General features: G+C 67.2%; 24 protein-coding genes and 1 pseudogene. 9 read left to right on the top strand and 16 right to left on the bottom strand.

Annotated elements, in window-relative coordinates; genetic code table 11:
• The first annotated feature begins 17 nt into the window (after positions 1-17).
• Positions 18-1,607, top strand: a complete 1,590-nt coding sequence (locus AB0H49_RS24665) for a serine/threonine-protein kinase (RefSeq protein WP_357254690.1) — start codon at positions 18-20, stop codon at positions 1,605-1,607.
• Between the two features lie 18 nt (positions 1,608-1,625).
• On the opposite strand, the gene AB0H49_RS24670 is transcribed toward AB0H49_RS24665, so the two are convergent.
• The 5 genes from AB0H49_RS24670 to AB0H49_RS24690 form a co-directional block, all read right to left on the bottom strand.
• Positions 1,626-3,161, bottom strand: a complete 1,536-nt coding sequence (locus AB0H49_RS24670) for a hypothetical protein (protein ID WP_357254692.1) — start codon at positions 3,159-3,161, stop codon at positions 1,626-1,628.
• Positions 3,162-3,633: 472 nt separating this feature from the next.
• Entirely contained in the window at positions 3,634-4,224 is a 591-nt protein-coding gene (locus AB0H49_RS24675; protein WP_357254694.1) for a hypothetical protein, read from the bottom strand.
• On the bottom strand, positions 4,118-4,615 hold the full coding sequence (locus tag AB0H49_RS24680; RefSeq protein WP_357254696.1) for a UvrD-helicase domain-containing protein: 498 nt from the start codon (positions 4,613-4,615) through the stop codon (positions 4,118-4,120). The genes AB0H49_RS24675 and AB0H49_RS24680 overlap by 107 nt, the downstream gene beginning before the upstream one ends.
• A gap of 168 nt (positions 4,616-4,783) precedes the next feature.
• Positions 4,784-4,966 carry a hypothetical protein gene (locus tag AB0H49_RS24685; RefSeq protein ID WP_357254698.1) on the bottom strand — a complete coding sequence of 61 codons (183 nt, stop codon included), beginning with the start codon at positions 4,964-4,966 and terminating at the stop codon, positions 4,784-4,786.
• Positions 4,967-5,165: 199 nt separating this feature from the next.
• Positions 5,166-5,699 carry a hypothetical protein gene (locus AB0H49_RS24690; RefSeq protein WP_357254700.1) on the bottom strand — a complete coding sequence of 178 codons (534 nt, stop codon included), beginning with the start codon at positions 5,697-5,699 and terminating at the stop codon, positions 5,166-5,168.
• A gap of 88 nt (positions 5,700-5,787) precedes the next feature.
• Between AB0H49_RS24690 and AB0H49_RS24695 the strand changes: the two genes are divergently transcribed.
• Positions 5,788-6,702 carry a hypothetical protein gene (locus tag AB0H49_RS24695; RefSeq protein WP_357254702.1) on the top strand — a complete coding sequence of 305 codons (915 nt, stop codon included), beginning with the start codon at positions 5,788-5,790 and terminating at the stop codon, positions 6,700-6,702.
• Positions 6,703-7,178: 476 nt separating this feature from the next.
• Here the strand turns inward: AB0H49_RS24695 and AB0H49_RS24700 are convergent, their stop codons facing one another.
• The gene (locus tag AB0H49_RS24700; protein WP_357254704.1) at positions 7,179-7,832 is read right to left on the bottom strand and encodes a hypothetical protein; all 654 of its coding nucleotides are present in this window, start codon (positions 7,830-7,832) and stop codon (positions 7,179-7,181) included.
• Between the two features lie 418 nt (positions 7,833-8,250).
• Positions 8,251-8,784, bottom strand: a complete 534-nt coding sequence (locus AB0H49_RS24705) for a DinB family protein (RefSeq protein WP_355004173.1) — start codon at positions 8,782-8,784, stop codon at positions 8,251-8,253.
• 88 nt (positions 8,785-8,872) lie between these two features.
• Between AB0H49_RS24705 and AB0H49_RS24710 the strand changes: the two genes are divergently transcribed.
• A complete protein-coding gene (locus AB0H49_RS24710; protein ID WP_357254706.1) occupies positions 8,873-9,835 on the top strand; it encodes a YafY family protein in 963 nt (320 codons plus the stop codon).
• Positions 9,836-9,898: 63 nt separating this feature from the next.
• Here AB0H49_RS24710 and AB0H49_RS24715 read toward each other — a convergent pair whose 3' ends face one another.
• Entirely contained in the window at positions 9,899-10,405 is a 507-nt protein-coding gene (locus tag AB0H49_RS24715) for a hypothetical protein (RefSeq protein WP_357254708.1), read from the bottom strand.
• Positions 10,406-10,934: 529 nt separating this feature from the next.
• Here AB0H49_RS24715 and AB0H49_RS24720 point away from each other — a divergent pair.
• Complete coding sequence (locus AB0H49_RS24720; protein ID WP_357254710.1) at positions 10,935-12,542, top strand: UvrD-helicase domain-containing protein; 1,608 nt, start codon at positions 10,935-10,937, stop codon at positions 12,540-12,542.
• Complete coding sequence (locus AB0H49_RS24725) at positions 12,539-12,904, top strand: hypothetical protein (protein ID WP_357254712.1); 366 nt, start codon at positions 12,539-12,541, stop codon at positions 12,902-12,904. Before AB0H49_RS24720 ends, AB0H49_RS24725 begins: the two co-directional genes overlap by 4 nt.
• Positions 12,905-13,012: 108 nt before the next feature.
• Here AB0H49_RS24725 and lipA read toward each other — a convergent pair whose 3' ends face one another.
• The 5 genes and pseudogenes from lipA to sucB all read right to left on the bottom strand — a co-directional run bounded on the left by lipA (position 13,013) and on the right by sucB (position 19,008).
• Positions 13,013-14,053, bottom strand: a complete 1,041-nt coding sequence (gene lipA, locus AB0H49_RS24730; RefSeq protein WP_357254714.1) for a lipoyl synthase — start codon at positions 14,051-14,053, stop codon at positions 13,013-13,015.
• Between the two features lie 251 nt (positions 14,054-14,304).
• Positions 14,305-15,000: pseudogene (lipB, locus tag AB0H49_RS24735) on the bottom strand (lipoyl(octanoyl) transferase LipB); the annotation flags it as partial.
• A gap of 659 nt (positions 15,001-15,659) precedes the next feature.
• Positions 15,660-16,184 carry an N-acetyltransferase family protein gene (locus AB0H49_RS24740; protein WP_357254852.1) on the bottom strand — a complete coding sequence of 175 codons (525 nt, stop codon included), beginning with the start codon at positions 16,182-16,184 and terminating at the stop codon, positions 15,660-15,662.
• Between the two features lie 127 nt (positions 16,185-16,311).
• Positions 16,312-17,220 (bottom strand): TIGR01777 family oxidoreductase, encoded by a 909-nt coding sequence (locus AB0H49_RS24745; protein ID WP_357254716.1) that lies wholly within the window; start codon positions 17,218-17,220, stop codon positions 16,312-16,314.
• Between the two features lie 21 nt (positions 17,221-17,241).
• Entirely contained in the window at positions 17,242-19,008 is a 1,767-nt protein-coding gene (gene sucB / locus AB0H49_RS24750) for a 2-oxoglutarate dehydrogenase, E2 component, dihydrolipoamide succinyltransferase (RefSeq protein WP_357254718.1), read from the bottom strand.
• Positions 19,009-19,268: 260 nt separating this feature from the next.
• Between sucB and AB0H49_RS24755 the strand changes: the two genes are divergently transcribed.
• Positions 19,269-19,631 (top strand): oxidoreductase, encoded by a 363-nt coding sequence (locus AB0H49_RS24755; protein WP_355004180.1) that lies wholly within the window; start codon positions 19,269-19,271, stop codon positions 19,629-19,631.
• A gap of 813 nt (positions 19,632-20,444) precedes the next feature.
• On the opposite strand, the gene AB0H49_RS24760 is transcribed toward AB0H49_RS24755, so the two are convergent.
• Together AB0H49_RS24760 and AB0H49_RS24765 are read right to left on the bottom strand one after the other, a co-directional pair.
• Positions 20,445-21,956, bottom strand: coding sequence for a leucyl aminopeptidase (locus AB0H49_RS24760; RefSeq protein ID WP_357254721.1), 1,512 nt, complete (start codon positions 21,954-21,956; stop codon positions 20,445-20,447).
• Between the two features lie 9 nt (positions 21,957-21,965).
• Positions 21,966-22,760 carry a helix-turn-helix domain-containing protein gene (locus AB0H49_RS24765; protein WP_357254723.1) on the bottom strand — a complete coding sequence of 265 codons (795 nt, stop codon included), beginning with the start codon at positions 22,758-22,760 and terminating at the stop codon, positions 21,966-21,968.
• 88 nt (positions 22,761-22,848) lie between these two features.
• On the opposite strand from AB0H49_RS24765, the gene AB0H49_RS24770 reads away from it, so the two are divergent.
• Positions 22,849-23,460, top strand: a complete 612-nt coding sequence (locus AB0H49_RS24770; RefSeq protein ID WP_357254725.1) for a GNAT family N-acetyltransferase — start codon at positions 22,849-22,851, stop codon at positions 23,458-23,460.
• A gap of 151 nt (positions 23,461-23,611) precedes the next feature.
• Here AB0H49_RS24770 and AB0H49_RS24775 read toward each other — a convergent pair whose 3' ends face one another.
• Entirely contained in the window at positions 23,612-24,256 is a 645-nt protein-coding gene (locus AB0H49_RS24775; RefSeq protein ID WP_357254727.1) for a hypothetical protein, read from the bottom strand.
• A gap of 176 nt (positions 24,257-24,432) precedes the next feature.
• Between AB0H49_RS24775 and gcvT the strand changes: the two genes are divergently transcribed.
• Both gcvT and AB0H49_RS24785 read left to right on the top strand, forming a co-directional pair.
• The gene (gcvT, locus tag AB0H49_RS24780) at positions 24,433-25,533 is read left to right on the top strand and encodes a glycine cleavage system aminomethyltransferase GcvT (RefSeq protein WP_355004186.1); all 1,101 of its coding nucleotides are present in this window, start codon (positions 24,433-24,435) and stop codon (positions 25,531-25,533) included.
• Positions 25,534-25,684: 151 nt separating this feature from the next.
• Entirely contained in the window at positions 25,685-26,785 is a 1,101-nt protein-coding gene (locus AB0H49_RS24785; RefSeq protein ID WP_355004187.1) for a branched-chain amino acid aminotransferase, read from the top strand.
• The last annotated feature ends 39 nt before the right edge of the window (positions 26,786-26,824 follow it).

The raw sequence follows: 26,824 nt of genomic DNA on the forward strand, positions 1-26,824 counted from the left end.
ATGGCAGGGGGTAGACGGTGCCGGCTCGGCGCATCGGCAGGCGGTACGACCTGATCGAAGAGATCGGGTTCGGTGGGATGGGGTCGGTATGGCGCGGGTACGACACCGTGCTCGACCGTGAGATCGCTGTGAAGATGATCCGATACACCCAGATCCACTCGCCGACCGATGCCGCCGAGTTCGCCGCACGGTTCCGTCGGGAAGCCAGGATCACCGCGCAGATCCGCCACCATGGCGTGCCGCAGGTGTACGACGCGGTCCTCGGCGCGGACCTGAGCGAGGTGTACCTCGTGATGGAACTCGTCGAGGGCGCCAACACGTTGCGGCACTATCTAGAACCCAGCGCCCCGCTGCCGATCGCATGGGCGGTCTCGGTGACCGCGCAGATCGCCACCGCGCTGTCGTACGCGCACGCGCTGCCGGTTGTCCACCGCGATCTCAAACCCGACAACATCCTCCTCACGCCTGGTGGCGCCGTGAAGATCATCGACTTCGGCATCGCCGCCCTGCTGACGGCAGGCGCGCCGAAGCTGACCATGACGGGTGCGCTCCTCGGTTCGATGCCCTATATGTCGCCGGAGCAGGCCATCGGCGCCAAGCCGACACCGCGCACCGACTTGTATGCGCTCGGCTGCATCCTCTACGAAATGCTGTGCGGTTACCCAGTGTTCGACGGTGCGGGGCCGATCGTGTTGCACCACCACGCTTCCACCGCGCCGGTTCCGCCCCGGGAACTGCGTGCCGAGGTGCCCGCCGAGCTGGACCGGTTGGTCTTGGAACTTCTCGCCAAGAAGCCCGAAAAACGACCAGGTGACGCCGCGGAGGTGTATGAGCGGCTACTCCCGTTGTTACCCCCGCCGGGGTCGGTTCCCGGACCGAGCGAGGCGCATCTGACGGGCATGCCCGATCCGACCGTGATCTTCCGACGTCCCAACGCACCGCTGCGTCCGGAGCAGGCGGCGCCCACTGTCCAGTTTCGGGGTGCGTTGCCGGCCACCGCGCCGATCAGCGACAAGGTGCTCGAGCAACGGCTGGAACATCGGCTGGCCGAGTTTCGCGACTTGGTGGCCGCGGGCCGCACACTGCAGGCGGCTGATGTTCTCAGCGGCATCCTGGAGCCGGCGGGCCGTGTCTTCGGCGCCGATAGCCCGCGGGTACTGGAACTACGGTTCGATATCGCGCTGGCCCGTTTCCATGGTGGCGAATTCCGCAAGGCAAGAATGGAATTCGATGCTCTTGCCACGGCATCGGCCAGGGTGAAGGGTTTCGCCGACGAGCTGACGATCGAATGTCGGAAGTTCGCCGCGAACTGCCGCGTCGAGCTCGGCGAACTCACCGAAGCCCTGTCGGGGATGCGCGCGGTACTCGACGACGTGCGCGCTACCCAGAGCGACGGCAGCGAGATGGCACTCGAGCTGCGGCTGGCTCTCGGGCGCTTACTCGCGCTCATCGGTCATCACGCGGAGGCGCGCACCACGTTGAGTGAGCTGTATGAGGATCTGCTGCTCCTGCGCGGGATCGATGATCTCCTGACCCAGGAAGCCGGGGCAGCGCTGGAGCGGCTCATCGACGATGATCCAGCAGCGCGTGGAGCAGAACGATCGTGACTTGGTTCCCTCTCTGCGTTACGGGTTCGGTTCGGCTGTGCGCAACAGCTGCAGAAGACCGTTCACTACGGCGTACTTCTCCTCCGAGAGTGGGTCGGTGGCGAAGTGCATCAGGTCGTTGCGCACGTTCCTGACCTGTTCCAGAAGTTCGACGACTTGGTTGCGGTCGAGCCGCCAGCCGAGTTTGCGCCACCGGTCGGGATCCTTCAGCAGCTGGACGTAGTTGCCGAAGGTGAGGTCGGAAGCGTCGTGGACGCGCGATTTCTGGTGATTGGGTACCGCGTCCTTCAGGTCGTCGAGGTCGAAGTGGTCCTCAGCCGCGCGGCGCAGCCGGTTCTCTGCTTCTTCGATGAGCACGAAAGGCCTTGCCAGAGTCCCGAATTGACGAGTCAGATCGGAGGCAGTGAGAATGCCGGTGACCCGGACCCGGTCGGGGTTGCGGACGAAGATGAACCCTCGGTCGTAGATAGAATCGATCTGATCGAGCAGTAGCGCGTCGTGGTCGACGACCAGGGCAGGGACCGTCGCGTCGGCGAGCGTGGGATCGTCGCTGGAGATGTGCGCCTGCCCGATCGATTCCCATGTAACCGCACCGTGGTACGTCTCGTCCTCATCGATGACCGCGAGCTGCGAAAACTGGTACCGCAGCATCTTGGTTTTCGCGTAAGTGAGATCGGCCGTCGAGGTCACCGACTCCAAGCGCGCGGGTAGGTCGCCGAGGCGGCGAGACATCGGCTCGGGCTCGATCACGTTCTCGACGTTCTCGATTTTCCCGTTGCCCGCGTCGACACCTGGCTCGGTGTCGATCGGCACCAGGGCGACAACATCGCTGAGCGCCCCCTCGGTGAAAGCCGGGCGAGTGGTCAGGCCGTTGCTCGCGAGATCCGCCTTGATCGTCGAGACCGCCGCGGCGGTCCGGCGTTCGGCGCCCCAGTGTTCGAGGAGGCTCCGGATGGTGAGTTCTCGCGGGTTCGAGGCGTCCCTGGCCGTAGCTTCCTCCAGCAGTTTGGTGGAATCCGTGGCTTCTTCGTCGCCGTCGAAACCGGGGTCGGTGCCATAAGTCGCGAGATGCTGGATGCGGGCCGCGGCGTCGTGGCGGGTAAGGCCGCACACGGTGAGCAGGGAGCCCAGACTGGCTCGCAGGTCAGGGCGGATCGCGTCCCACGACACGTCGGGACGAATCCAATCGACCTTCCTGACCTGACGGAAGCCCTTCGGTTCGTCGGCGCGGTACTCGTATGGACCGCTCACCCTGCCGATCGCGACGTGTCCCGGGTGGGTCTTGAGCGGCATGACGACGAGGTCACCGTCTTGGATTGTGGTGTCGAATTTCCACAGCTGGCCGGTCCAGTTGCCGATCACCGTGCTGGTCGCGTCCGGATAGGCGGACCGCAACCCTACCTTGAGGTCGTGCCAGGTCGGGTACCGGCCGAGGTCGCCGACTTCGTCCCAGCCGATGATCGCAAGTCCCTCGTCCAGGGCGCGGCGCTCCCGTTCGCCGACGCTACCGGCACGGATCAGCCACGCCTGCGGCTGTCGCGTATCGTTCGACATGTATCGGTCTCCCTTTCCGGTGCCGCCGACACGGATCCGAATCGTGGGCCGGCGGCGCCCCCGAGCGATTCCGCGATAGGAGGCCCCGAATCCCTCCTGTAGAACAGTCCGCGGGCAACGGTATCGGAAGTTCTCGCACTGTGCAGGCGGTATTCGTCGTGGCCGCAACAGAATCGGCTGACGACGTTGTGCGCGAGAGGTTCTTGCCGAGGTGGCCCAATCCGTCCTTCGCGAGGGTTGGAAGTTCCACTGGGCCGCTGCGGTCGAATTGCTTCGGCTCTTTGCCCAGTCGACGACGCCGCTGCTGCGCGGGCGCGAACGGACTGGCCGATACCTGTGCACCCGGGTGTTCTGCCAAAACCCCGAACCGAGTGGGAGATCGCCGTTGCGCTGCAAACTGCGTTCGCTGTAGTCACCTTCGTCCGTTGCCGATGGTGCGCTGTCCGTGCGGGCTGGCCGAGCTGCCAGCGGTTCAACCCGAAACGTAAGCGACCCATAGGTAGTCGCGAGGTCGGCTCGTAGCCACCAAGGTCTGGCGAGCGAGTAGTTCGGCGCGGTCGCGGGCGGCGCCGGTGAGTTGGGTCGAGTTGGCCGGTGGTTCGTCGGCGATGTGGAAGACCGCGGCGAAGTCCATACCTTTGGCGCGGTGTACCGTGCCGACCTTGATGGCGTCGAATTGGGTGCCGTCGTACTTTTCCAGGGACAGTGTGGGGAAGCCGGATCGCTCCAGCACTCTTTGATAGTGCTCGGCTTCCTTGTTGGAATGAACGATGACGGCCATGTCGGAGATCGGTAGGCCGGATTCGGTAATCGCACGGGGAAGCTCGGTGTCGAGGTCCTTGCGCGATAGGCGTCGTTCCACCGCGGTGCCGTCCGACAACGTGGCGTCGCTGTCGCGCAGGACGAAGCCGGGGCCGCCGTCGAGGTCATCGACGGTATTGCCCGCTTCTATGCGTTTAATGTAGCGCAGGATCGCTTCGCGATTGCGGTAGTTGGTGTGCAGCCAGGGGGATTCCCGCGTCGGAGAGTCGCCAGCCGCCCGCGTAGACCTGCTGTTGCCCATCGCCGACCAGCAGCAGTTGGGCGTCGGGTCCGCCGCCTGCGATCAAGTGCACCAGACGCAGTTCCATCAGGGTGAAATCCTGCACCTCGTCGACGACCACCAGCGCGTAGTCCTCGCTGTTGTCGAGCGGGCGCTGCCGCAGTTCGTCGACTGCGAGGGCGACGACGTCGTTGAAGTCGTGCACACCTCTCGTGTCCATGCGCTGCTGATACGGCAGATACCAGTTCTCCCAGACGTACTTGCGGCGGTTGCCGTGCAAACTGATGCCTTCGCGACCGGTTCGCTCGATCTCCTTGTAGGCGTCGAGATCTCGTAGGCCTCGGCCTTTGATCACGCGGTCGATCTCGTCGGTCCAGTAGGCGTAGTCGGTAGCGTCGATGTTGCCGAGCACCTCGCGAGCGCCTTGCCACGCCCGGGCGAGACAATCCTGTCTGGCCGCGTCGTCGAGGTTGTAGGCGACTCCGCGTCGATTGAGGAACGTTATCGTCCACGCGTGCAGACCGGTGAACTGGGCGCGGTCCGCCGAGTGCGGGGCCAGCTGCGCAAATCCCGACCGATGCTAGGTCGGCAGGGTCTTGACGAAACTGGTGAACAGCAGGCGACCGGGATTGCGTTTGGCGAAATGCGCCATACGGTGCAGTACCACAATGGATTTGCCGGTTCCCGCAGGCCCGCTGAACCGCGCCGGTCCGGTGAAGTTCGTGTGCACGAGGGCAAGCTGATCGGGATCGAGGAAGGTCATCCATTCCCGGAACCGATTGCGAGCGCATTCCCGCGAGTGTCGGACCGCAGTTCTCCGGCGGTGAAGAGGCCGTCGGAGGTGACCGATTCGGCGGCGGGCGCGTCGTCGGCGGAGATCCACTCGTACCACGTCGAACGCTCCGCAACGGTGGCAGCGATCTCGCGGACACGACGCGAGGACAGGCGGTGCTCACCCGAAATCAGGGTGCTGCACATCGTGGATTCGTCGACCGCGAGAAACGGGTCGTGCGCCTCGTGGCCACGGCGCGCGGCATCAGCAGTGCGATCTCCAGCATGTGCGCGACGAATTGGGAGCGTTCGAACAGTAGCCCCGCGAATGATTCCTCGGCGTGCTTGCGGATCGCGCGCAGCTCGGCGCGATCCGGAACCGCGTCGGTGAATACCAAGGCGTACACGCCCGTCGAGCCGACCGCGAATGCGGGCGCACGTCCGGATCTGGCCGGTGAGCGGTCGATGAGCAGCTGCCAGCCGCGTGCGGTCAGCGGCACCGACAGGAAACGACGTTGCTGTGCGGTGCGATCGGCAGTTGCGCGAGTCTGCGCTCGGCCCAGCGCATGCGGCGCTCGCGGTTGATGTTCGGCATAGGAGGCCCCCGGTTCCTGCCTGGTGCGCAGTTTGTCGGCAACCGTATCCGAGGATCGGTCGGGTTGAGCGGTTTTCTGCTGTGTACCAAGCTGATTGGGGCCTATGCCGGGTGCGAGCACATCGAACAACCGGCGGACTAAGCCCTGTCTGGCGGACGTCTCGGCACCCGTGACGCCTCGGCGTGGCTGACGATGCCGAAGCGTATCGTGGTTCGGCATGGGGTCACGGGGCGAAATTGTCGTCATCGAGGGGGGATCGCAGCAGAAGTACTACACCCACTGGGGTGGTGGGTCGCTGCATCTAGATCTGCTGCCGGGGCCGCAGGCCGCGGTCCGGTTCGCGTCCGCGCAGAGTGCCCTCGATGCGTGGGTCTACGACCTGGAGGCGGCGGCGGTGATCGACATCGATCGGCGAGTGCTGCTGTGGTTTTCGAACGCGTGTGCCGAAGATGCCATCCGGAGTGCGGTGTTCGAGACGATGGCGATCACCTGGCCACAATGGGAGGTGCGCTGGGCGGGATACCGGGAGCGGGACCTTGCCGACTATTGCGACGGCCGGTGGCCGAGATGCCTGGTTCTCGTCTCCGGGGTGGAACGGGCCCGCTGTTACACACCGGCAATCGATCTCGCCTCGCTCGTGGCGCAGGGGCCAGCGGTGGTCGAGACGATCGCCGGGTGGGCGGAGGCGACACGGATACCTGCCGTCCCTGCCCACGGGCTGCACCTCGATCCCGCGCGACGATCCGGTGCGTTGTGGGCTCTCGACGGCACGGCCGGCGATCTGGAGGCGATCGCCGCACGATGGAATGGCTGGACGTGGGAGAACTGGGGATATCGGTTCGCCGAGGCCGCTGCTGCGCTCGACTCTGACTCCGGCCCAGAAATCGTTGCCGCGTTCGAGGCTCTCTCGGAGAGCTTCGAACAGCATCAGTCGGTAGACAAGGGTACCGAAGCCATCGGTCTGCTGCTGAGTGCGACGGGCTGGATCCAGAAGGCGCTGCGCACGGGCGGGATGACGATGGAGACGGTGGAGGACAATACGTTCGTTCATCGTCCGGTGGAGCTGTCGGCTGCCGAGCTGGTGGACACCCGAGAGGCGATCGCCGCAGCCAAGCTCCGGCACGGATCGTGAACGCTCGGCCTACGGCCGCGCCGCCAGGTGTGGCGCTCACACCGGCAGTAGCTCCTCCCCATCCCACGTGAACCTCGCCGTAGTTACCGCGTCCTGCCCATCCCCGCTGATGATCTGATATATCCCGATACCGCTCAGCTCCGGGCATTGCCGACGGTGGCCAGAGACACGGTCGCGTACTCACCGGTAGGCGAGCGAGCCCGAGCAGGTCGGCCACCGCGACCTGCTGCGCGGCGGTCAGGGGACCCACGCGCACCCGCTGGACCGCACGACCCGAGGCGAAGCGTTGATAGAGCGCGTCCCACAGCGGCGCGAGGTCGGGAGAAAGCCGAGCTATCGCGTGCTCGGCGTTCAACGTGTGGCCTCGGGGCGATTGGCTCGGGTCGGGTGGATCATCGTGAGCAATTGTCGCCCGCTCGTCCCGTTCCGGCCGTACCCGGCCCTTCCGAATCGCGCACTCGCTCAATACACAGGAGTCAGGACAGTTCCCGGAACGACAGGATGATGTTCTGGATGGTATCCCCGTCCGCAGCCGCTCGATCGGGGGAGGTCCAGCCGAAGACCAGGAAGTAGGAGCTGTCGCCCTCGATTGCGGTCATCCATCCGACCGCGTCGATGCCGTTGTGGGTGGTGGTCAGTTCCCATTGGACCGCGGCCCTGCCCGCGATCGACAGGGGGCGATCCTCCGAGACATGGCCGGTGCGGAATACCTTGCCGTTGACCAGGTTTGCACGGACATTTCGCGTGAAGGCGGCGAAGTCCCCGCGGTTGGGTTGCGGCGCGATCATCAGGTTGCCGTGGCCCGCGGAGTCCGCGACCTGAAGAGTCTCCCCTTTGCCCCAGACGTTCTGCGGGGACATCCCCCAACTGTCGGGCACGGTCACCTGCGATTTGCCATCCACCGCGACAATTGTCTGTGCGGACATCAGGCGGATCTCATGCACCGCTGGAACCGGCACCGCCACCGCATGATTCGGTTCGGTCAGCCGTTCGTGGGATAGCGCGGCCGACCCAGCCGCCGTGGCGACAAGCACGGGAGCCACGCCCATGCTCAGCCGAATCATCAACTGCCGCAGACGGACACCGCCGCGCCGACCTGACCCGAATCGGATCTTCTTCTGGGAAAGCACGGCGAGAGTCTATCCAGAAGCTAGATAGAACAGGTGATCTCACTCAATGGCGAAGTGACCTCGCCTCGGCTGCGGCGATGTCTTTTCCGCGTCCTGAGATCCGGCGAGCGCCACGATTCGGATAGGTATAAGTGTGCCGACTCGCGACTGGAGCTGGACGGACGACCCTTGCTGTCCGCAGTGCGAGCGAACTGGGCGTTCCAAAGCATCACGCCGATGCTGCGGCAGCGGTTTCTTGGAAACGACTGCGGGTGCGGGCTACGGCAATCGGGAGTTCACTCGCGCTGGTTCGGTGCTTGCCTGGAGGGTTCTGCAGGCGAGTTTCGGCGATCTCGAACTTGCTACCGGTTGTCACCTGTCGGTGCCAATGCCACCGACAGGTGATGTCCCGACTCGACTCCGCCGCAACCGTTTCCGCTCAGCCCATCGACTTCGCACCATCGAGCGATTCGCGGATGATATCGGCATGCCCTGCGTGCTGGGCGGTTTCGGTGGCGATATGCAGCAGCGTCCGCCGCGCGCTCCACCGCGCACCGGGCTCGAACCACGGCGCATTCGGCAGCGGATGGGAGACGTCGAGGTCGGGCAGTTCGCGCAGCAGCTGGTCGGTTTCGGCCGCGACCTTCTCGTACTCGGCGAGCACGTCGGCGAGGGTCTCACCCGGCAGCATCGTGAACTGGCTGCTCCACTCGGCGATATCCGCCTCGGTCATCGATTCGAAGTCCGGCTGCGCCGTGGGCCCCTCCACGATGAACTGCGCCCATTTCCGCTCTACCAGCGTCACGTGCTTGATGAGCCCGCCCACACACAGTTCGCTGGCGGTGGTGCGCTGACCGGCCTGCTCGTCGGTGAGATCCCGAGCGGTAAAGCGCAGGAAATGCCGGGCCTTGGTGAGGGTTTCGAGGATGTCGGCGCGTTCGGAGTCGAGCTGGGGGAGCGTGGCGGTGGTCATGAGCGGGTTCCTCTCGTGATCGGTGTGAATCCCAAGGTAGAAGCAATTGCGGCCAGTTTTCGTCCGCAATGTCCGCGATACTGAGAATATGGCTGATACGAGTGCGCGCACGTTGCGACTGCTGTCGCTGCTGCAGACCCATCGCTACTGGCCGGGAGCGGAACTGGCTGAGCGCCTGGGCGTCTCCGCCCGCACCCTGCGCCGCGATATCGACCGCCTGCGCGACCTCGGCTACCCCGTCGATGCCCGCCCCGGTGTTGACGGGGGCTACCAGCTCGCCGCGGGCGCCGCGCTGCCCCCGCTCGTCGTCGACGACGAGGAAGCAGTCGCGTTGACCGTCTGTCTTCAGGCTGGTTCCCAGGGCGCCGTCGACGGTCTGGCCGAACCATCGATCCGCGCCCTGGCCAAAGTGGTTACTGTCCTGCCGACCCGCCTGCGCCGCCGTGTCGACGCCCTGCGCGCGATGACCGTCTCCACCGGCTGGACCGTCCCGCTCGCCGACGTCGACCCGGCCGTCCTCACTGACCTCGCGATGACCTGCCGCGCGGAGGAACGCCTGCGCTTCACCTACACCGCCGCTGGCAACGCCACCACTGATCGCGAAGTCGAACCCCACCGGCTGGTCTCCCTCGGCCGCCGCTGGTATCTGGTTGCCTACGACCTCACCCGCCACGGTTGGCGCAGCTTCCGCGTCGATCGCATTTCCGGCTCCGTCCCCACCGGCGCTCGTTTCCGCCCCCGTGATCTCCCCGCCCCCGACGCCGCCACCTTCGTCCGCAACGGAATCGGCTCCCTCCGACCCTCTTACGAGGTCTCTGCCGAAATCGAAGCGCCCGCCGACCTCGTCCGCTCCCGCATCGGCCGCTGGTGCACCGTCACCGACCTCCCGGACAACCGCTCCCGCATCGACCTCACCGCCGACGAACTACATTGGCCGCTCTTGGCCTTGGGCACCGTGGGCGCCGAGTTCCGCGTGCTGAGCCCAGCGGTGCTCGTGGACCGCGTGCAGGAATGGGGCGCGCGATTCACCCGCGCGGCCGAGCATCGCTGAGCCGGGCCGCAATACGGTAATCGCGGAGTTCGTCGTCATTCGAAACATGGCATCCGAGAGGCTCTATATCTCGGCGACCATGACGTGCAGCAGGATCCGCTGAGGTTCCCGCTCGTCGACGCGAACTGTGCGGGACGTTCGATGGTTACCGTCCGGGGTCCTGCTCCGATCCCATGCAGCTCGGACGAGCGGTGAGTTGTCGACCAGCCGTGGCCCATCGACGACATCCGGATACCTGGCGTACGAGGTCTGGAATTCGCCGTGGAAGTCGGATATTCGCAGCGTTTCGTCGATCGCTTCTCGCGTTGCTGTCATCGACATGTCGTAATAGTCGTCGAGTCCGCTCGTGAAGCTCACGCCGAGAACGGTGACGCCGGGCGCGAGCTCGAACCGGGCGAATTCCAGTGCCTCTCTGATGTGATCGGGATCGATCGAGTGCTGATAGCCGCGGCCGTCGGTCCGGGATTCTTTTGTGCAGGAGGTGAGCGACACTGTGAGCGTCGCACCGCAGGCGAGGGTGATGATGCTGGCTATCAAGGACTTTCGGAACCGCGCGCGTATTGCTTTCATCGACCGTAACCGTTCATTTGGTGAACACCGTAGCGACCGATCGAGCGCTGTGCGGATGCCAGCGCTGAGGAATCGGCTCGGTGCTCCGTGCTAGGTGACGACAATTCCTCACCGGCGGGGGTGCATGCGACGAACAGCAGGCACCGTTCCAGCCGCACATCGCGCTGGTGGTCCGGGGGGTCGATCTCTTTCGGGGTGACCGCAGCGGGCGTGGGCAGAGCCGGATCACCCTCGCCCTGCCACTGGAGGAGGCGAGCGCGCTCATCGCGGAAGCGAGGCAGCTGGCGGGCGACCCACCGCCGCGCTGGCGGCGGTGGCGTTGGCCGAGTCCGGGCGGGTGCGTGCACCGAGGCGCTCACCGCCCAGCCTCCCGCCGCTGATGACGTACCGGCGATCGCGTGCGCTGAATCGTTGATCAGCGAACCTGTTGACAGCGCGAAATGTATTGAAGCTGGGCATAACTCGGGACAGCAGACGGGTTCGCGGTTATTCTGCTCGGTAGGGGTTGATTCGAATGGGAGGGGGTGCGATGGTCTCGATCGCACGGGAACGTCGCAGGCATTGGGTCGAGGGAAAGCTCGCCACACTCACCGGGTTGGGGCCATGGCATCGTCGGATTCTGTCGGTTGCTCTGATGGAATCCGGGTGGCATCTGCTTGTGGCGCGGGAACCGGAGTATCCGCCTGTCGACCGTGCGGCGGCATTCGCGGTGGGACGGACCGGGGTGTTCGCGCTCGTCTTCGCCGATGAGGTGCCGGGTGAATCGGAACTGCGTTCGGTGCGACGGCATGCGGAGGAGACGTTCGCGAATCTCTATTCCGGTCGCAGGCAATATGTTCCGCACATGATACAAGTGGTTCTGGTGTCTTCGGCCGACACGCCGATGGCGGCCGACGGCCGATTTCGGGTGGCGACCGCGGCGACTCTGCGCTCGAACCTGCTCGGAAACGACAAGGCGCTGCAGTCGAATTCTGCTCGCCACCTTGCCAAGACAGCCTCCGCTCGGCTGAGTGGGTACGAACGCATTACCACCGACGAAGCGCCGGCCGCGGAAACTGTCGAAGCGGAAGGTCTTTTCACCGAGGTCGAGGTGCGTGAGCATGAGCGTGACCGCATGCTCGGACGCCCGTTCGCCGAGTGGATGACGTTCCTGGATCCCGAGCAACTCGCCCTCGTCAACCGCAATTTCAATGGCCCGGCGAGGTTCAGCGGGCCAGCCGGTACCGGAAAGACCGTAGTCGCGCTGCATCGGATGGCCCGGTTCGCTAAACACAATTCCGGGCGCCTGCTGTTCACCAGCTTCGTCAAGACGCTGCCTACCTACCATCGGTCGGGATTCGAAAGGCTCGCGCCGCACGTCGGCGATCGTGCCGAGTTCACCAGTCTGCACGCATGGGCGGTTCGCTTTCTCCGCCAACGCGATGTCATGCCCCGGCTGAACACCGACGTATGCGACAACGCCTACTCCCATACCTGGTTGAAGGCGCGCGAACACCTGGCCGATATCAAAGGCACCGGTGTCGAATACTGGAAAGACGAACTCGAACGCGTCATCAAGGGGCGCGGTGTCACCTCCTTGAAGGAGTATCAGGGGATCAACCGCACCGGCCGGAACCGTGTCATCCTCACCGATAGTCGGCGCGAAACCGTGTGGAAGGCAATATATGAGCCCTACCAGGCCATTTTGGAGCAGCACGAAGTCTGCGATCTGAACGACGTGGTCAGCGCCGCTCTGGCGGAACTGAGGCGTCGTCCGTTCGAGGAACCGTACGGGCTGGTCGTTGTCGATGAGGTCCAAGATTTCACCCTCTTGGAACTCCAGCTCGTGCACCAGATCGCGGGTGGGCGCGCCGATTCTCAGCTTTGCTGGTGGGGGATGGCCAGCAGCAGGTGTATCCCGGTGGCTGGACGCTGTCGGATGCGGGCATCCCGATTGTCGGCCGCGGTGCTGTTCTGCGGGTCAACTACCGCAACCGCATGGCCGTACACGACTATGCGAAGTCCATCGACGCCACCAACGTCGTCGACGATCTCGATGGTGGCCCGGGATTCGTCCTGCGCGACACCGAGGTGGTCCTACCCGGCGGCCGCGCCGACGGATACACGGGGCGACGGTCGGATGTCGAGACGCGATTGATCGAGGCGGTCGAGAACGCGGCCGCGACGATCACCGACATCGCCGTGTTGACGAACACGAAGAGTGAAGCGGCACGGCTGGCCGACCGGCTCACCAAGGCCGGTATACCGACCTTGCCGCTCACCCGCTACGACGGCACACAGCACGGAGCGGTGAAGACCGGCACCGTGCACCGGGCGAAGGGAGTGGATTTCGCCGCGGTCTTCCACATCACCACTCGCTCCGGCGCACCGGTCGCCGAGCTGACGGGGGCCGAACGCGACAGAGCCGAACTGGCTGCCCGACAGACGATGGTCGCGCTGACCAGAGCACGCGACTACATCTGGGTCGGTGTTGTCGACAACCAAGTTCGGCCATTCTGACCATCCGCCGGGCGCGACGCCCACGGCGCTGACGTTTTCCGCGGTTACCGAGGAACTTGTGAGGTTCTGGCCGGCTCGCTGTCTGTGCGTCGACGTGACGGTCGGGAATCAACTCCCGAAGCGGGCGAGGACGGAGGAGGCTTCCTGGGAGGCGGTGCCTTCCTCGGCGAGATGGGCCATGGTGGGGGCGATTTCGCGGCCGTGGTGGGTCATCGCCTGGGCGTAGAGGCGGCCTGCGCGGTAGGAGGAGCGGACGAGGGGGCCTGCCATGACTCCGGCGAAGCCGATTTCTTCGGCGACCTTCGAGTGTTCGACGAATTCCTCCGGCTTCACCCAGCGGTCCACGGGGTGGTGGCGGGGGGAGGGGCGGAGGTACTGCGTGATGGTGAGGATGTCGCAGCCCGCCTCGTGCAGGTCGCGCATGGCCTGGGTGACTTCCTCCGGCGTTTCGCCCATACCGAGGATGAGGTTGGACTTCGTGACCAGGCCTGCTTCGCGGGCGGCGGTCAGGACGGCAAGGGAGCGCTCGTAGCGGAACGCCGGGCGGATGCGCTTGAAGATGCGCGGAACCGTTTCGAGGTTGTGCGCCAGGACTTCTGGGCGTGAGGAGAAGACCTCGGCGAGCTGGTCCGGGTCGGCGTTGAAGTCCGGAATCAACAACTCCACGCCGGTGTTGGGGTTCAAAGCCTTGATGGCCCGGACGGTTTCGGCGTAGAGCCAGGCGCCGCCGTCTTCCAGGTCGTCGCGGGCGACGCCGGTGATGGTGGAGTAGCGCAGGCCCATGGCCTGGACGCTTTCGGCGACGCGGCGGGGTTCGTCGCGGTCGAGGGCGGCGGGTTTGCCGGTGTCGATCTGGCAGAAGTCGCAGCGGCGGGTGCACTGTTCGCCGCCGATGAGGAAGGTGGCCTCGCGGTCTTCCCAGCATTCGAAGATGTTGGGGCAGCCTGCTTCTTCGCACACGGTGTGCAGACCCTCGCGCTTCACCAGGCCCTTGAGTTCGGTGTACTCGGGGCCCATGGTGGCGCGGGTGCGGATCCACTTGGGTTTGCGCTCGATGGGGGTTTCCGCGTTGCGGGCTTCGATGCGCAGGAGTTTGCGGCCGTTGGGTGCGGACGCGTTGTGCGGTGTCGGGGTGTCGACTGAGGTCACTTGATCGACCTTACGCCTCGGGTGTCGGCCGCCGTCGGGGTGGCGGGAGCCGCGCTGTGGGATGCGTCGATGGCGCGGTCTGCCGTCGAGGCGGTGGCCGCGCCCGCGGGCGCGGTGCCGTTGTCCGCGACCTTCACGTCCGCTGTCGAACTCTTCGGTGCCGCGGAGTCTGCGGCAGCCTCGCCTGCGCCGTCGGCGGCTTTTATGGCGGTCGTGGTCGCCGTGATGCCGGCGGTGGGGCTGGCCGCGGGCCGGTTGATGTCGTGGTCGCTGACCGGGAGATCGCCGTTCAGCGCGCGCACGATCGCATCGGCGACCAGTGGCTTGATCTCGGCGACGGTGACTTCACGGCCGAGTTCGCGGGTCAACGTGGTGACGCCCGCGTCGCGGATGCCGCAGGGGACGATGGCCCCGAAACCGTCCATGGAATTGCAGTTGAACGAAAGGCCGTGCAGGGCAACGCCGCGCTGCACGCGCACACCGATGGCGGCGATCTTGCGTTCGGGGGACCAGTCGTTGGCGGGCAGCCAGACGCCGGAGCGGCCCTCGACGCGGCCGACGATGAGGCCGAGTTCGGTGCACACCGAGATCAGCGCCTCCTCGAGGCGACGCACGTACTGGACGACGTCGACGGGCTCCGCCAGCCGGATGATCGGGTAGCCGACGAGTTGTCCTGGACCGTGCCAGGTGATCTTCCCGCCGCGGTCGACCTGCACCACGGGGCTGCCGTCGATCGGCAGGTCCGCGTCCTCGGTGCGGCGGCCCGCGGTGTAGACGGAGGGGTGTTCGAGGAGCAGCAGGTGGTCGGAGCCGAGGCCTTCGGCACGTTCGGCGGCGATGGTTCGCTGCAGGTCCCAGGCGGCGTGGTAGTCGATGAGACCGAGATCCTCGACGACGATCGGGGTGCGATCGAAGCGGGCGGACCAAGTGGTGCGCGTGTCGTTCACGCCGTTGACGGTACGCCCCGCGGTTTGGAGGCCGGTAGGGACTGGGTGTGCGGTATGCCACAGGCTTGCGGTGCCGCCCGGGTGCGTCCCGTCGGCCGCCGAGGTTCGGGCTCATCCGCCCGAGTGAAATGGTAGGTCCGGACGGAATCGTCAGGGCGCCGCGGGACGTGCTTCGCGCTGCGGGGTGCATCGCCGGACGGATGGCTCGGTCGGGCTCGGGAGCTCCGCGGGGAAGGGCTTGTCCGGAGCAACTCCGTTCCAGCTGTGAGCACGCCACGGGTCCGGCGAGCGAGTCGCGATGTGGCGTGAGCGCGAGGTAGCCAGCGCGCCGGCAGGGTCTGAAGCGGGTTGGGTGTGAGTTCTCTCGGTAACGGCGTGGTCGGGAACGGCGGCAGCATCGTCGGCGCGGTGGTCCGTTACGTGGTGACCTAGTTACGACCGAATTCGTGTACGCCAGGGGCTTACCCCGTCAGCTGAAACGGTGCCCGCCTCGATCGGCAGGCAGCGGTCGGCCGCCTCGATGTTGCCGAGGTGGCCGGTGGGCCAGACCTGGTAGTCGGCGAGGGAGCCCGCATCGCCGAGGGCGTCGACGATGGGACGGTTCATCCTGGCGGGCAGCAGACTCTACGGATTTGCCGTGATCCGGTAACGCGGCGGATTCAGCCCACCTCGACCGGCAGCGTCAGCTGCATCAACGTCAGGTCCATCCAGCGGCCGAATTTGTGTCCCACCTCGGGCAATTGGCCGACCACCATGAAACCGAATCGCTCGTGCAGCACGATCGACGCGGCGTTCCCCGATTCGATGGCGGCGATCATCGCGTGCACGCGTCCGGATGTCGCGGCGCGGTCGATCAATTCGGTGAGCAGGGCGCTGGCCAGGCCGCGGCGTTGGAAGCGGTCGGCGATGTAGACCGAGTTCTCCACGGAGTAGCGGTATCCGACCCTCGGCCGCCACTGGCCGTAGCTGGCGTATCCGGCGACTTCGCCGTCGACCTCGGCGACGAGGACGGGCATGCCCGCCTCGACCCGGGAGCGGAACCAGGTGTGGCGCTCGTCGATGCCGACTTCGTCGATGTCCCAGATGGCGGTGGAGGTGGCGATGTTGGCGTTGTGGATGTCGAGGATCGCGGGCAGGTCACCTTCGCGCGCGTCGCGGATGACGGTGGCGTGACGGGTGTCCATGGCGGTCAACGGTGTGCTCCGTGGTTCGGCGAAGGAGGTCGGCGGCGAGCGCGCTGTGTGCGGGCCTACCGTCGGTGTTCGAACCCGATCATCGCGCGTCCGGGAACCTGCGGCAATGCGGGCTGGATCACCTGTCGTCGCCGTCGCGACCGATGGTCGCCGCCAACGCCGCGCCGATCGTGGGGTGACGGAAGGGATACCCCGCCTCCTCCAACGCCGTCGGGATCGCCCGCGGCCCGCGCAGAATAGCCTCGTCGGCGAACTCGCCGATGAGCCCACGCAGCGCGAACGCGGGCAGCACCAGCGGGGTGGGGCGGTGCAGCGCGCGGCCGAGTGCGCGATTGAATTCGGCGTTGGTGACCGGGGCCGGGCCGACCGTGTTGATCGGCCCGGACACGGTGTCGTTGGTGAGCGCGAAGACGATCGCGCCGATCTCGTCGTCCAGCGAGATCCACGGGGTGTACTGACGCCCGTTGCCCAGCCGTCCGCCGAGGCCGAGCCAGTACAGCGGGTGCAGCATGCCGAGCATCCCGCCGTGCTTGGACAGCACGACGGCGCTGCGCAACAGCACCGTGCGCACGCCCGCGGCGGTGGCGGGACCGGTCGCGGCTTCCCAGTCACGGCACAGCGTGGCGAGGAAACCCGAACCGGCGGGGGAGGATTCGTCCACGACGCGGTCGCCGGTGGCGCCGCCGTAGTAGTGCACGCCGCTGGCGTTGACCAGCACCGGCACGCCCGCGGCGGCCACCTTGTTGGCGAGGACGTCGGTCGGGGTGATGCGGCTGTCGCGCAACTCCTGTTTGTAGCTGCCGTTCCAGCGGCGTCGTCCGAGGCTCGCCCCGCACAGGTTGACCACCGCGTCCGCTCCGCGCAACGCCCGCTCGTCGAGCTCGGCGCGGGCGGGATTCCAGACGAACTCGTCCGGAGCGGCGGCGGGACGGCGCACCAGCCGAGCCACCTCGTGCCCGTCGCGGCGCAGTGCCGCGACGAGCGCCGTCCCGATCAGCCCGGACGAACCGGCGATCACGACCTTCATGCGGGACGAACCTTCCCCGGGTCAGAGGCCCAGATCGGCCTCGAACGCGGCCTCTTCGAGGCGGTGGCGGATCGTGGTCAGGAAGCGACCGGCGTCCGCGCCGTCGATGAGGCGGTGATCGTAGGTGAGCGGCAGGTAGCACATGGAGCGCACGCCGATCGACTCGTTACCGGTCTCGTCGGTCACCACCACCGGGCGCTTGACGATCGCGCCGGTGCCGAGCATGGCCGCCTGCGGCGGGACCAGGATCGGGGTGTCGAACAGCGCGCCCTGGCTGCCGATGTTGGTGATGGTGAAGGTGCCGCCCGACAGTTCGTCCGGCTTCAGGCCGCCGTTGCGGGCCCGGTCGGCGATGTCGGCGATGGCGCGGGCCAGACCGGCCAGCGACAGGTCGCTGGCGTTGTGGATCACCGGGGAGAGCAGGCCCTGCTCGGTGTCGACGGCGATGCCGAGGTGCACCGAGGCGTGGTAGGTGATCTCCTTGGCGCCCTCGTCGTAGGAGGCGTTGACGTTCGGGTGCACGCCGAGCGCCTCGACGACCGCCTTCGCGAAGAACGGCAGGAACGTCAGGTTGACGCCCTCGCGGTCCTTGAACGCGCGCTTGGCCTGCGCGCGCAGCGCCGCGATCTTGGTGACGTCGGCCTCGTGGACCTGGGTCAGCTGCGCGGTGGTCTGCAGCGATTCGCGGGTCTTGGTGGCGGTGATCTGCCGGATCCGGTTGGCCTTTTGGGTGGTTCCGCGCAGGTGCGCCAGCTGCGAGGCGGCCGGAGCCGACGGAGCCTTGGCGGCGGGCGCGGCGGCGGCCGGAGCGGGCGCGGCGGCCGGAGCCGGAGCCTTCTTGGCCTCGGCGGCGGCGAGCACGTCCTGCTTGCGGATGCGACCACCGACGCCGGAACCCTGCACGGAGGCCAGGTCGACGTTGTTCTCCTCGGCGAGCTTGCGCACCAGCGGGGTGACGTACGGGGTGGCGCCGTTGCCGTCGGCGGCCGGAGCCTTGGCCGGAGCCGGGGCGGGCTTGGGGGCCGGGGCGGGAGCCGGGGCGGGCTTGGGAGCCGCGGCGGCGGGGGCCGGTTCGGGCTTGGGCTCGGGAGCCGGGGCCGGGGCCGGTTCGGGCTTGGCTTCGGGCGCGGGGGCCGGAGCGGGCGCGGGGGCGGAGGCGGCGGGGGAACCGCTGCCGATCACGCCGAGCTGTCCGCCGACGGAGACCACGTCGTCTTCCTGCGCGGTGATCTCCAGCAGGGTGCCCGCGACGGGCGAGGGGATTTCGGTGTCGACCTTGTCCGTCGAGACCTCGAGCAGCGGCTCGTCGACCTCGATCGTGTCGCCGACCGACTTCAGCCAGCGGGTGACGGTGCCTTCGGTGACCGACTCGCCCAGCTCGGGCATCTTCACCGGAGTGCCGTCGGCGGCGCCTGCCGACGCGGCGGCGGGCTGCTCGGCGGGAGCCGGTGCGGCGGGCTCGGGTTCGGGTTCGGCTTCGACCGACTCTTCGGCGGCGGCCGGTGCGGCGGCTTCGGGCGCGGGCGCGGTTTCGGCTGCGGGCGCCTCACCGGCGTCGCTGATCACGCCGAGCTCACCGCCGACCTCGACCACGTCGTCTTCCTGGGCGACGATCTTCGACAGCACACCCGCCGCCGGGGACGGGATCTCGGTGTCGACCTTGTCGGTGGAGACCTCGAGCAGCGGCTCGTCGACCTCGACCGTGTCTCCTTCCTGCTTCAGCCACCTGGTCACCGTTCCCTCGGTGACGCTCTCACCAAGAGCCGGCATCTGGACGGAGAAGGCCATGTCCGTTGACTCCTCTGACTGCTCGACGGGTTCTACAACAGTTGATCTCTGGCGGGTCGCCCTCCGCTGGTCGCGGTGAAAACCCGGAAGCCACCATCATTCTGAGTGGCACCGGAGATCTGTGCGGTTCTTGTACCGCGGTCCATCCTTGCACTCGTCCGCGTGGCGTGTAGCACAGGGCATGTCTCTACCGGGAAGCTGGCAGTATGGGAGGACCGGGTGTGAGCATTTGTCCGGTGTACAAAAGGAGGTCGGCGTCGATGGGTCTGCTGGATCGTTTCCGTGGCGCTCTGAACCGGGGCGGTCCCGCCGCACGTGCGTCGACCTCGGGCAACGACGACGCCCGCTACCTCGCCGACTGGGTGCGCACCCACATCGGTGTCGAGGGGTACTTGGAGCCGAAGACCACTATGACGGATGTCACGGTGGTGTTGGTCGCCGCCGACGGGGAGTGGACGCGACGGATCGTCGGGGAGCGCGGGGCTCAGCGGTTGGCGCGGGATCTGAGCATTCCGGTGTACGAGGTTCGGAAGACGGGGTATCCGCAGCGGATGCGGGATTACGACGCTCGGAAGAGGATTGAGCGGCAGCGGGCGTTCGAGGAGGAGTTGCGGGATTTGTGAGTTCGGCAGTGCTGGGCGCGGCGGGTGCCGTACCCGGCTTACCTTCCGCAGTCATTGTGCGGGGGTGCGGCTTCCGTCCGGTCGACCGGCTCTGGTTGCGTTCAGAGAGCTTTGTCGAAGTGAATGCCCTTGCCTTGTAAACCCCCTGACCACCATTTCTCTACCATCGATAGAGAAATGGATTCGACGGTAGTCATATGGCGGCAATTGAAGATCGAATAGTAGCCATTTGACTACCGTCGATTTTCGACGTGTTTCTCCGCCCGCGTATTTCGCCCGTCGCCAGCCTCACGCGACTGGGCTCGTCGAGCAGCTTCGGCGAGGCCGCCAGTATGTGACACTTGCGCCTAGCGTCGTTGGCGGAAACCCGGATAACGTGCGCCATCCGCAGGTTCATTCGAGAAACAATGTCTATCAACGCACGGACCGGCAGACACGACGATCGAACGACCGACCCGAGCCAAGAAACGCAACCACAGCCAGTCGACCACGCCGGACGCCGCACGCGCGCTCACCGACTGCGGGAGGTTGGTCCGGTACGGCTCCCAACGCGCCCAGTCCTGTTCGAGGAATACCTTGGGACGTAATCGATCTGGACACGCATACGCTGGGTGACGTCGCGAACAGCACCGCGCCGGAATTGCTCGCTTTGCCCCCGCCTCGCGCGAAATGCTCGCGGAGCGCGCCGGAATTGCTCGTTCCGCCCCGCACCGCGCCCTCACGCAGCGCGTCAGGACGACGCGGTCAACCCCCGCACCACAGCAGAGAACGAGGAGTGCGCCGCCCGAGACAACCCGAACGGCGCACCCGAACTCACTCTCCGACGATGTCCTCGATCACCGCGATCAACGTCCGCACCGGCACGCCGGTACCACCCTTCCCGATGTACCCGAACGGCCCACCCGTGTTGTACGCGGGCCCCGCGACATCCAGGTGCGCCCACTCCACGCCCTCCGGCACGAACTCCTTCAGGAACAGCGCCGCGGAGAGCATGCCGCCCCAGCGGTGTTGCGCGACGTTGGCGAGGTCGGCGATCTTGGAGTTCAGGTCGGCGCGGAGTTCGGCGGGAAGGGGCATGGCCCAGCCGTTTTCGCCGACCTCGCGGGAGAGGCGGGCGACGCGGTCGCGGAAGTCGTCGGTGCCCATCACGCCCGGGGTGCGGGTGCCGAGGGCGACCATCTGGGCGCCGGTGAGGGTGGCGACGTCGATGAGGTAGTCGGGGGAGTCCTCGGCGGCGCGGACGATGGCGTCGGCGAGGATCAGGCGGCCCTCGGCGTCGGTGTTGAGCACCTCGACGGTGGTGCCGCCGTACTGGGTGAGCACGTCGCCGGGGCGCTGCGCGGTGGCCGACGGCATGTTCTCGGCCATCGGGACAGTGGCGGTCACGGTGATCGGCAGGCTGAGTCGCGCGGCGAGCAGGGTGGTGGCGATGACCGCGGCGGCGCCCGCCATGTCCGAGGTCATGTTCTCCATGTTCTGCGCGGGCTTGATGGAGATGCCGCCGGTGTCGAAGGTGATGCCCTTGCCGACCAGCGCGATCTTCTTCGGCCCACCGGAGTAGCTGAGCCGAATCAGGCGCGGCGGCCGCGACGAGCCTTTGCCGACGCCGAGCACGCCGCCGTAACCGCCCGCCGCCAAGGCCTTTTCGTCGAGTACCTCGACCTCGAGACCCGCGGCTTCGGCCAATACCTGGGCGCGCGAGGCGAATTCGGCGGGGAACAGGTGGCTGGGCGGGGTGTTCACGAAATCGCGTGCGGTGGCGACGGCTTCGGCGATCAGCTCGGCGCGGAACAACGCCTCCTCACCGAAATCCGCTTCGGGGACCAGGAATTCGATGCGGGCGACCGGCTGTTCGTCCGGCTTGGGCGCGGACTTCTCGGACCGGAACGGGTTGAACGAGTAGGCGCCGAGGTAGAAGCCCTCCGCGGCGGCGCCGAGATCCAGGCCCGACAGCGTGGTCGCCACCAATTCGGTGCCGTTGAGCGAGCGACCCGCGACACCCGCGGAGCGGCGGATCTGCTCTGCGTCCACTTTGTCGGCGGCGCCGAGCCCGACGGCGAGCACGCTGGTGACGTTGTCCAGCCCGGCCGGTGCGGGCACCCTGGTCAGCTCTTCGGCCTTGCCCTTGGCGCCCACCGCGCCCAGCTGGTCGAGCAGCTCCGCGCGGACCTCGGCGGTGAGCACATCGCCGAACAGGTCGTCGGGCGCGATCGACGGACCGTTCTCCGAAGACGTCAATCCGATCACCAGCACGTCGGTGTCCGGCCCGATGGTCAGGGTGCGCGCCAATTCCGGTCCGAGTGAGCGATCTGCAACAGCGGTCATTGGCACAGGCTATTCGGTCTGCTTCGACAGCCGCATGGCGACGCCGTCCAGCAGCAGTTCGACGCCGGTGGCGACCAGCGCGTCGAGGTCCAGCTCGGGGCCGGGCGGCCCGTCGGCGAACAGTTTGCGCATGGTCGGCCGAGTATCGACAAGTTCGGCGAATTCGGCTCGCAGCGACTCGGGCAGCGTCTCGAACTGCTCCCCGCGATCGGAACGCAGCAGCGCCAAGCCTTGAACCAGGCCGGAGTAGGCGAGATAGACCGTGATCACCTCGTCACGGGTGAGGCCGCTGTCGTCCAGCGCGGTGAACGCGCGCTCGAGGACGTCGAAGAGGGCGGGTCCGATCGGCGGCTTGGTGCGGGCCAGCACCGGCAGCACCCACGGATGGCGCTGGTAGAGCAGCCACTCCTGCTCGGCCTCGTGAGTGAGCGCGGCACGCCAGTCGGTCGGGGTGACCGGGGGCGGCGGGCTTTCGGCGAGGACGAGTTCGGTCATCGCGGTCAGCAGCGCTTCCCGGTCGGGGAAGTGCCGGTAGAGAGCAGCCGTCGCGACGCCGAGCTCGCTGGCGAGGCGGCGCATGGTGAGGCCGTCGATGCCCTCGCGATTGGTCAGCTCGACCGCGGTCCGGGCGATCGCGACCGCGGTGAGCCGGGCGGGACGCGGACGCGCGGCGGGCACGCGCCGGTCGCGGCGAGCGCGGTAGGCACGGGCCTGACAGGAGCGTGAGCAGTAGCGGCGTGACCGGCCGCGGCTCGGCTGGGTCAAAGCCTGTCGGCAGGTGGCGCAGGCCGATGATTTCGACACACCAACAAGTGTGACGAAATGGTGGCTAAACCGCACCGTGCTCCATAAATTGGCGAACGTTGACGTCGTTCACAACGGGAGGTTGATCATGCAGCCCACAGTTCGCCGAGCGGGAATTCAGGAGATCGACGCCGTCGCGGCCGCCTTCGCGAGAGGGTCCACGGACGAGGCGGTGACGGCCTGGGTACTCGCCGACCATCCCGAGGTGGCGGAGGCCTTCCGGACCGAACACACGCCGCGCCTCGTCGAACGCGCGATCCACGACGACGAGGTCTGGCTAGCGGGAACCGGCGACGAGATCTGGGCGGTCTCGCTCTGGCAGAAGGTGACCTCGGCCGATCGGGTGCTCGCCGAGGCGGCCGAGGCGCGCGCCATGGCGAAGGCGGTCCCGAACGTTCGTCCGATGGAGAGGTTGGTGGCGGTCACGGCGCTGCTCGCGGAACATCATCCGCGCGAGTTCCCGCACCGCTACCTCCAGGCGATCGTCACCGTGCCCGAGCACCGCGGCAAAGGCGCGGGCGGCGCCATCCTCGCCGACCGGATCAAGGCGTATTCCGACGCCTCCGAGACCGCTTTCCTGGAGGCGAGCACCGAACGCTCGTCCCGCCTCTATGCCCGCAACGGGTTCGTCCGAACCGGCGTCACTCATACGTTGCCCGACAACGGCCCGACGCTGATCCCGATGTGGTTCCGAGGCTGACGAGCAGCGGAGGCGGCTCCGGTGTGGGCGGGGCGTCCCGGTTCGTCCTGATCACGCTGTGGTTCCGGGGCTGACGTGTGGAGGAGCGGTGCCGGTCGCGCGGCCCGCTCATCGTGGTCCGCCGCGTGGTCCCCATTCGTCGACACCGCTATCACAGATGACTGACGAAATCACCGTTGTAGACGCGGGCGACCCGCAACCTTGGTTGGTCGAATCCTGCGGCCTCTCCGGTATGGATCGCGATCAGCGAATCCGGCCCTCGCCACCAGGTATCGGCAAGGCCGCGAACCTCGGGCACGGGTTCGAAGTCGCGGGGCGGCAGCTCATCGATCGCGTCACCGCGAATTGTGGTGATCTGTCGAGCTCGAGTCGATGCGTGGTGAGCCAGCGCGACCGATTCGATCCAGCCTTCGATGCTCGCGTGCAAGGGCACCCATTGATCTGCGTCGATGCCGAACTCCCCTGCGGGACCGATCATGAACGCGTAGCCCATCGACACACGCTGCACACCCGCGTCGAACCACCCGACACGATCGGGCTTCCCCGCGGGCAGGTCGCCCCACAGCATTTTCGGCCCGCCGTCGTAGTCCACCGACGGCGGCAGGACCAGTCCACCCCAGCGCTTCTGAAAATCCAGGATGCGATCGACCTGTGTTGCGGGAATGCCGAACTCGAGCCACTGGTCCCCCAGCTTCTCGAAACTGGGCGTTTCGACGCGAACACACTGCGTCGAAACAAACCACTCACCCCGACGCGTCAGAGGCTCAGCCGAATCGATGGCGGGCGGCATGTCCACCCGACCGACGGTAACCGACTCGCGCGAACACGCGCTGCTGCCGCCTCTCCAGCGAACCTGAACGGTTCCCGTTCGTTGCCGCTGGCGCACCCTGAGGTGCGATGGGTTCCCCGGTCGACCCGCGTCCGGCTGTTCGGGTCGCCGTGGCGCGTGCGCCGAGCGGTTAAGCTCGCCGGGTGACCGAGACGAACCTGCTGCAAGGCCCGATTCACCGAGTCCACGTCGAGTTGGGCGCGACGTTCGCGCCGTTCGGCGGGTGGGAGATGCCGGTCTCGTACGCGGGGACGGTCGGGGAACATCAGGCGGTGCGGACTGCCGTCGGGTTGTTCGACGTGAGTCATCTCGGCAAGGCGACGGTCGCGGGTCCCGGTGCGGCGGCGTTCGTGAATTCGGCGCTGACCAACGATCTCGGCCGGATCCGTCCCGGCAAGGCGCAGTACACGCTGTGCTGCACGCCGGAGGGCGGCGTGATCGACGACCTGATCGCCTATTACGTCAGTGACGACGAGATCTTCCTCGTCCCGAACGCGGCCAACACCGCGGCGGTGGTCGCGGCCCTGCGCGCGGCGGCGCCCGAGGGGATCACCGTCACCGACGAGCACCGGGAGTACGCGGTGTTCGCGGTGCAGGGCCCGCGCTCGGCCGAGGTGCTCGGTGCGCTCGGCCTGCCCACCGACATGGAGTACATGGCCTACGCCGACGCCGAGTGGGACGGGCGTCCGGTCCGCGTCTGCCGGACCGGCTACACCGGCGAGCACGGCTACGAGCTGCTGCCGCGCTGGGCCGACGCCGAGGCGGTGTTCCGCGCCCTCGCGGCACAGGTGAAGGCCGCCGACGGCCAGCCCGCCGGTCTCGGCGCGCGCGACACCCTGCGCACCGAGATGGGCTACCCGCTGCACGGACACGAACTGTCCCTGCGCATTTCGCCGGTGCAGGCGCGAGCGGGCTGGGCGGTCGGCTGGAAGAAGCCGGAGTTCTGGGGCAAGTCCGCACTGGAACAGGAGAAGTCGGCGGGACCGCAGCGAACCCTGCTGGGGCTCAAGGCACTCGACCGCGGCGTGCTGCGTCAGGGACAGTCGGTGCTGCGCGATGGCGAACCCGTCGGCGAGACCACCTCGGGCACTTTCTCGCCCACGCTCAAGGTCGGCATCGCGCTCGCCCTGCTGGATACCGATGCCGATCTCCAGCCGGGTGAAGAGGTGGAGGTGGATGTGCGCGGCCGCCGGTTGCGCTGTGAGGTCGTCAAGCCGCCGTTCGTGCAGGCGCGTACCGCCTGAGCGCCGGGCATCCTCGGGCTCGCCGCGCGCTGCGTGTGGTCACTCGGGGCCTACGGTCCAACTGAGGGCGTGACGGCGGGAACCGCGTGGAGGCCGAGCCGAATCCCGACAGGTGGACGGACGCGAATCGGGCACCGATAGGATCACCTGCATGACCGTTGCCGCACAGTTCGCCCATGTTCCCCATCCTGCGCCCGCACCGGCGCAGCGGGTACAGGAGATTCTGGCGGCGCCGGGGTTCGGCCGGTTCTTCACCGATCACATGGTGTCGATCGACTACACCGCGGGTGAGGGCTGGAGCAACGCGCGGGTCGAGCCGTACGGGCCGCTGCCGATGGACCCGGCCACCATGGTCTTCCACTACGGCCAGGCCATCTTCGAGGGGCTGAAGGCGTACCGGCAGAGCGACGGCAGTGTGTCCTGCTTCCGTATCGACGCCAACGCGACCCGCTTCCGCAAGTCCGCGCGCCGCATGGCGATGGCCGAGCTGCCGGAGGAACTGTTCATCGAGTCGGTGCGCCAGCTGCTCGCGGTCGATGAGCGCTGGGTGCCCGCCGCGGGCGGCGAGGATTCGCTCTACTTGCGGCCCTTCATGTTCGCCACCGAAGCGGGACTCGGCGTGAAGCCCGCGGCCGCCTACAAGTACCTGCTGCTGGGATCGCCCGCCGGAGCGTACTTCCCGCGCGGTGTGAAGCCGGTGCGGGTGTGGCTGTCCACGGAGTACGTGCGCGCCGCGCCCGGTGGTACCGGCGAGGCCAAGGTGGCGGGCAATTACGCCGCCTCGCTGCTCGCCCAGGCGCAGGCCTCCGAGAAGGGCTGCGACCAGGTGGTGTGGCTGGACGCGTGCGAGCGCCGCTACGTCGAGGAGATGGGCACCAACAACCTGTTCTTCGTCTTCGGCTCCGGCTCCGAAGCGCGGCTGGTGACCCCCGAACTGTCCGGCTCGCTGCTGCCCGGCATCACCCGAGACTCGCTGCTGACCCTCGCCGCCGACGCGGGCTACCCCGTGGAGGAGCGCAAGATCTCGGTGGAGGAGTGGCGCAAGGGCGCCGAATCCGGCGCGATCACCGAGGTTTTCGCCTGCGGCACCGCCGCCGTGATCACCCCCGTCGGCTGGGTGCGTTCCGCCGAGGGCGAATTCACCATCGGCGGTGGCGAACCGGGTGAGGTCACCATGGCGCTGCGCGACACGTTGACCGGAATCCAGCGCGGTACCTTCGCGGACATCCACGGCTGGATGCGCGGTATGTGAGCAAGGCTCGCCCTGAGGGCGGGCCGTAGGGCTCCGGCT

Origin of the sequence: Nocardia sp. NPDC050713 (assembly GCF_040654315.1) — a bacterium.
In the GTDB taxonomy this organism is placed as follows: domain Bacteria; phylum Actinomycetota; class Actinomycetes; order Mycobacteriales; family Mycobacteriaceae; genus Nocardia.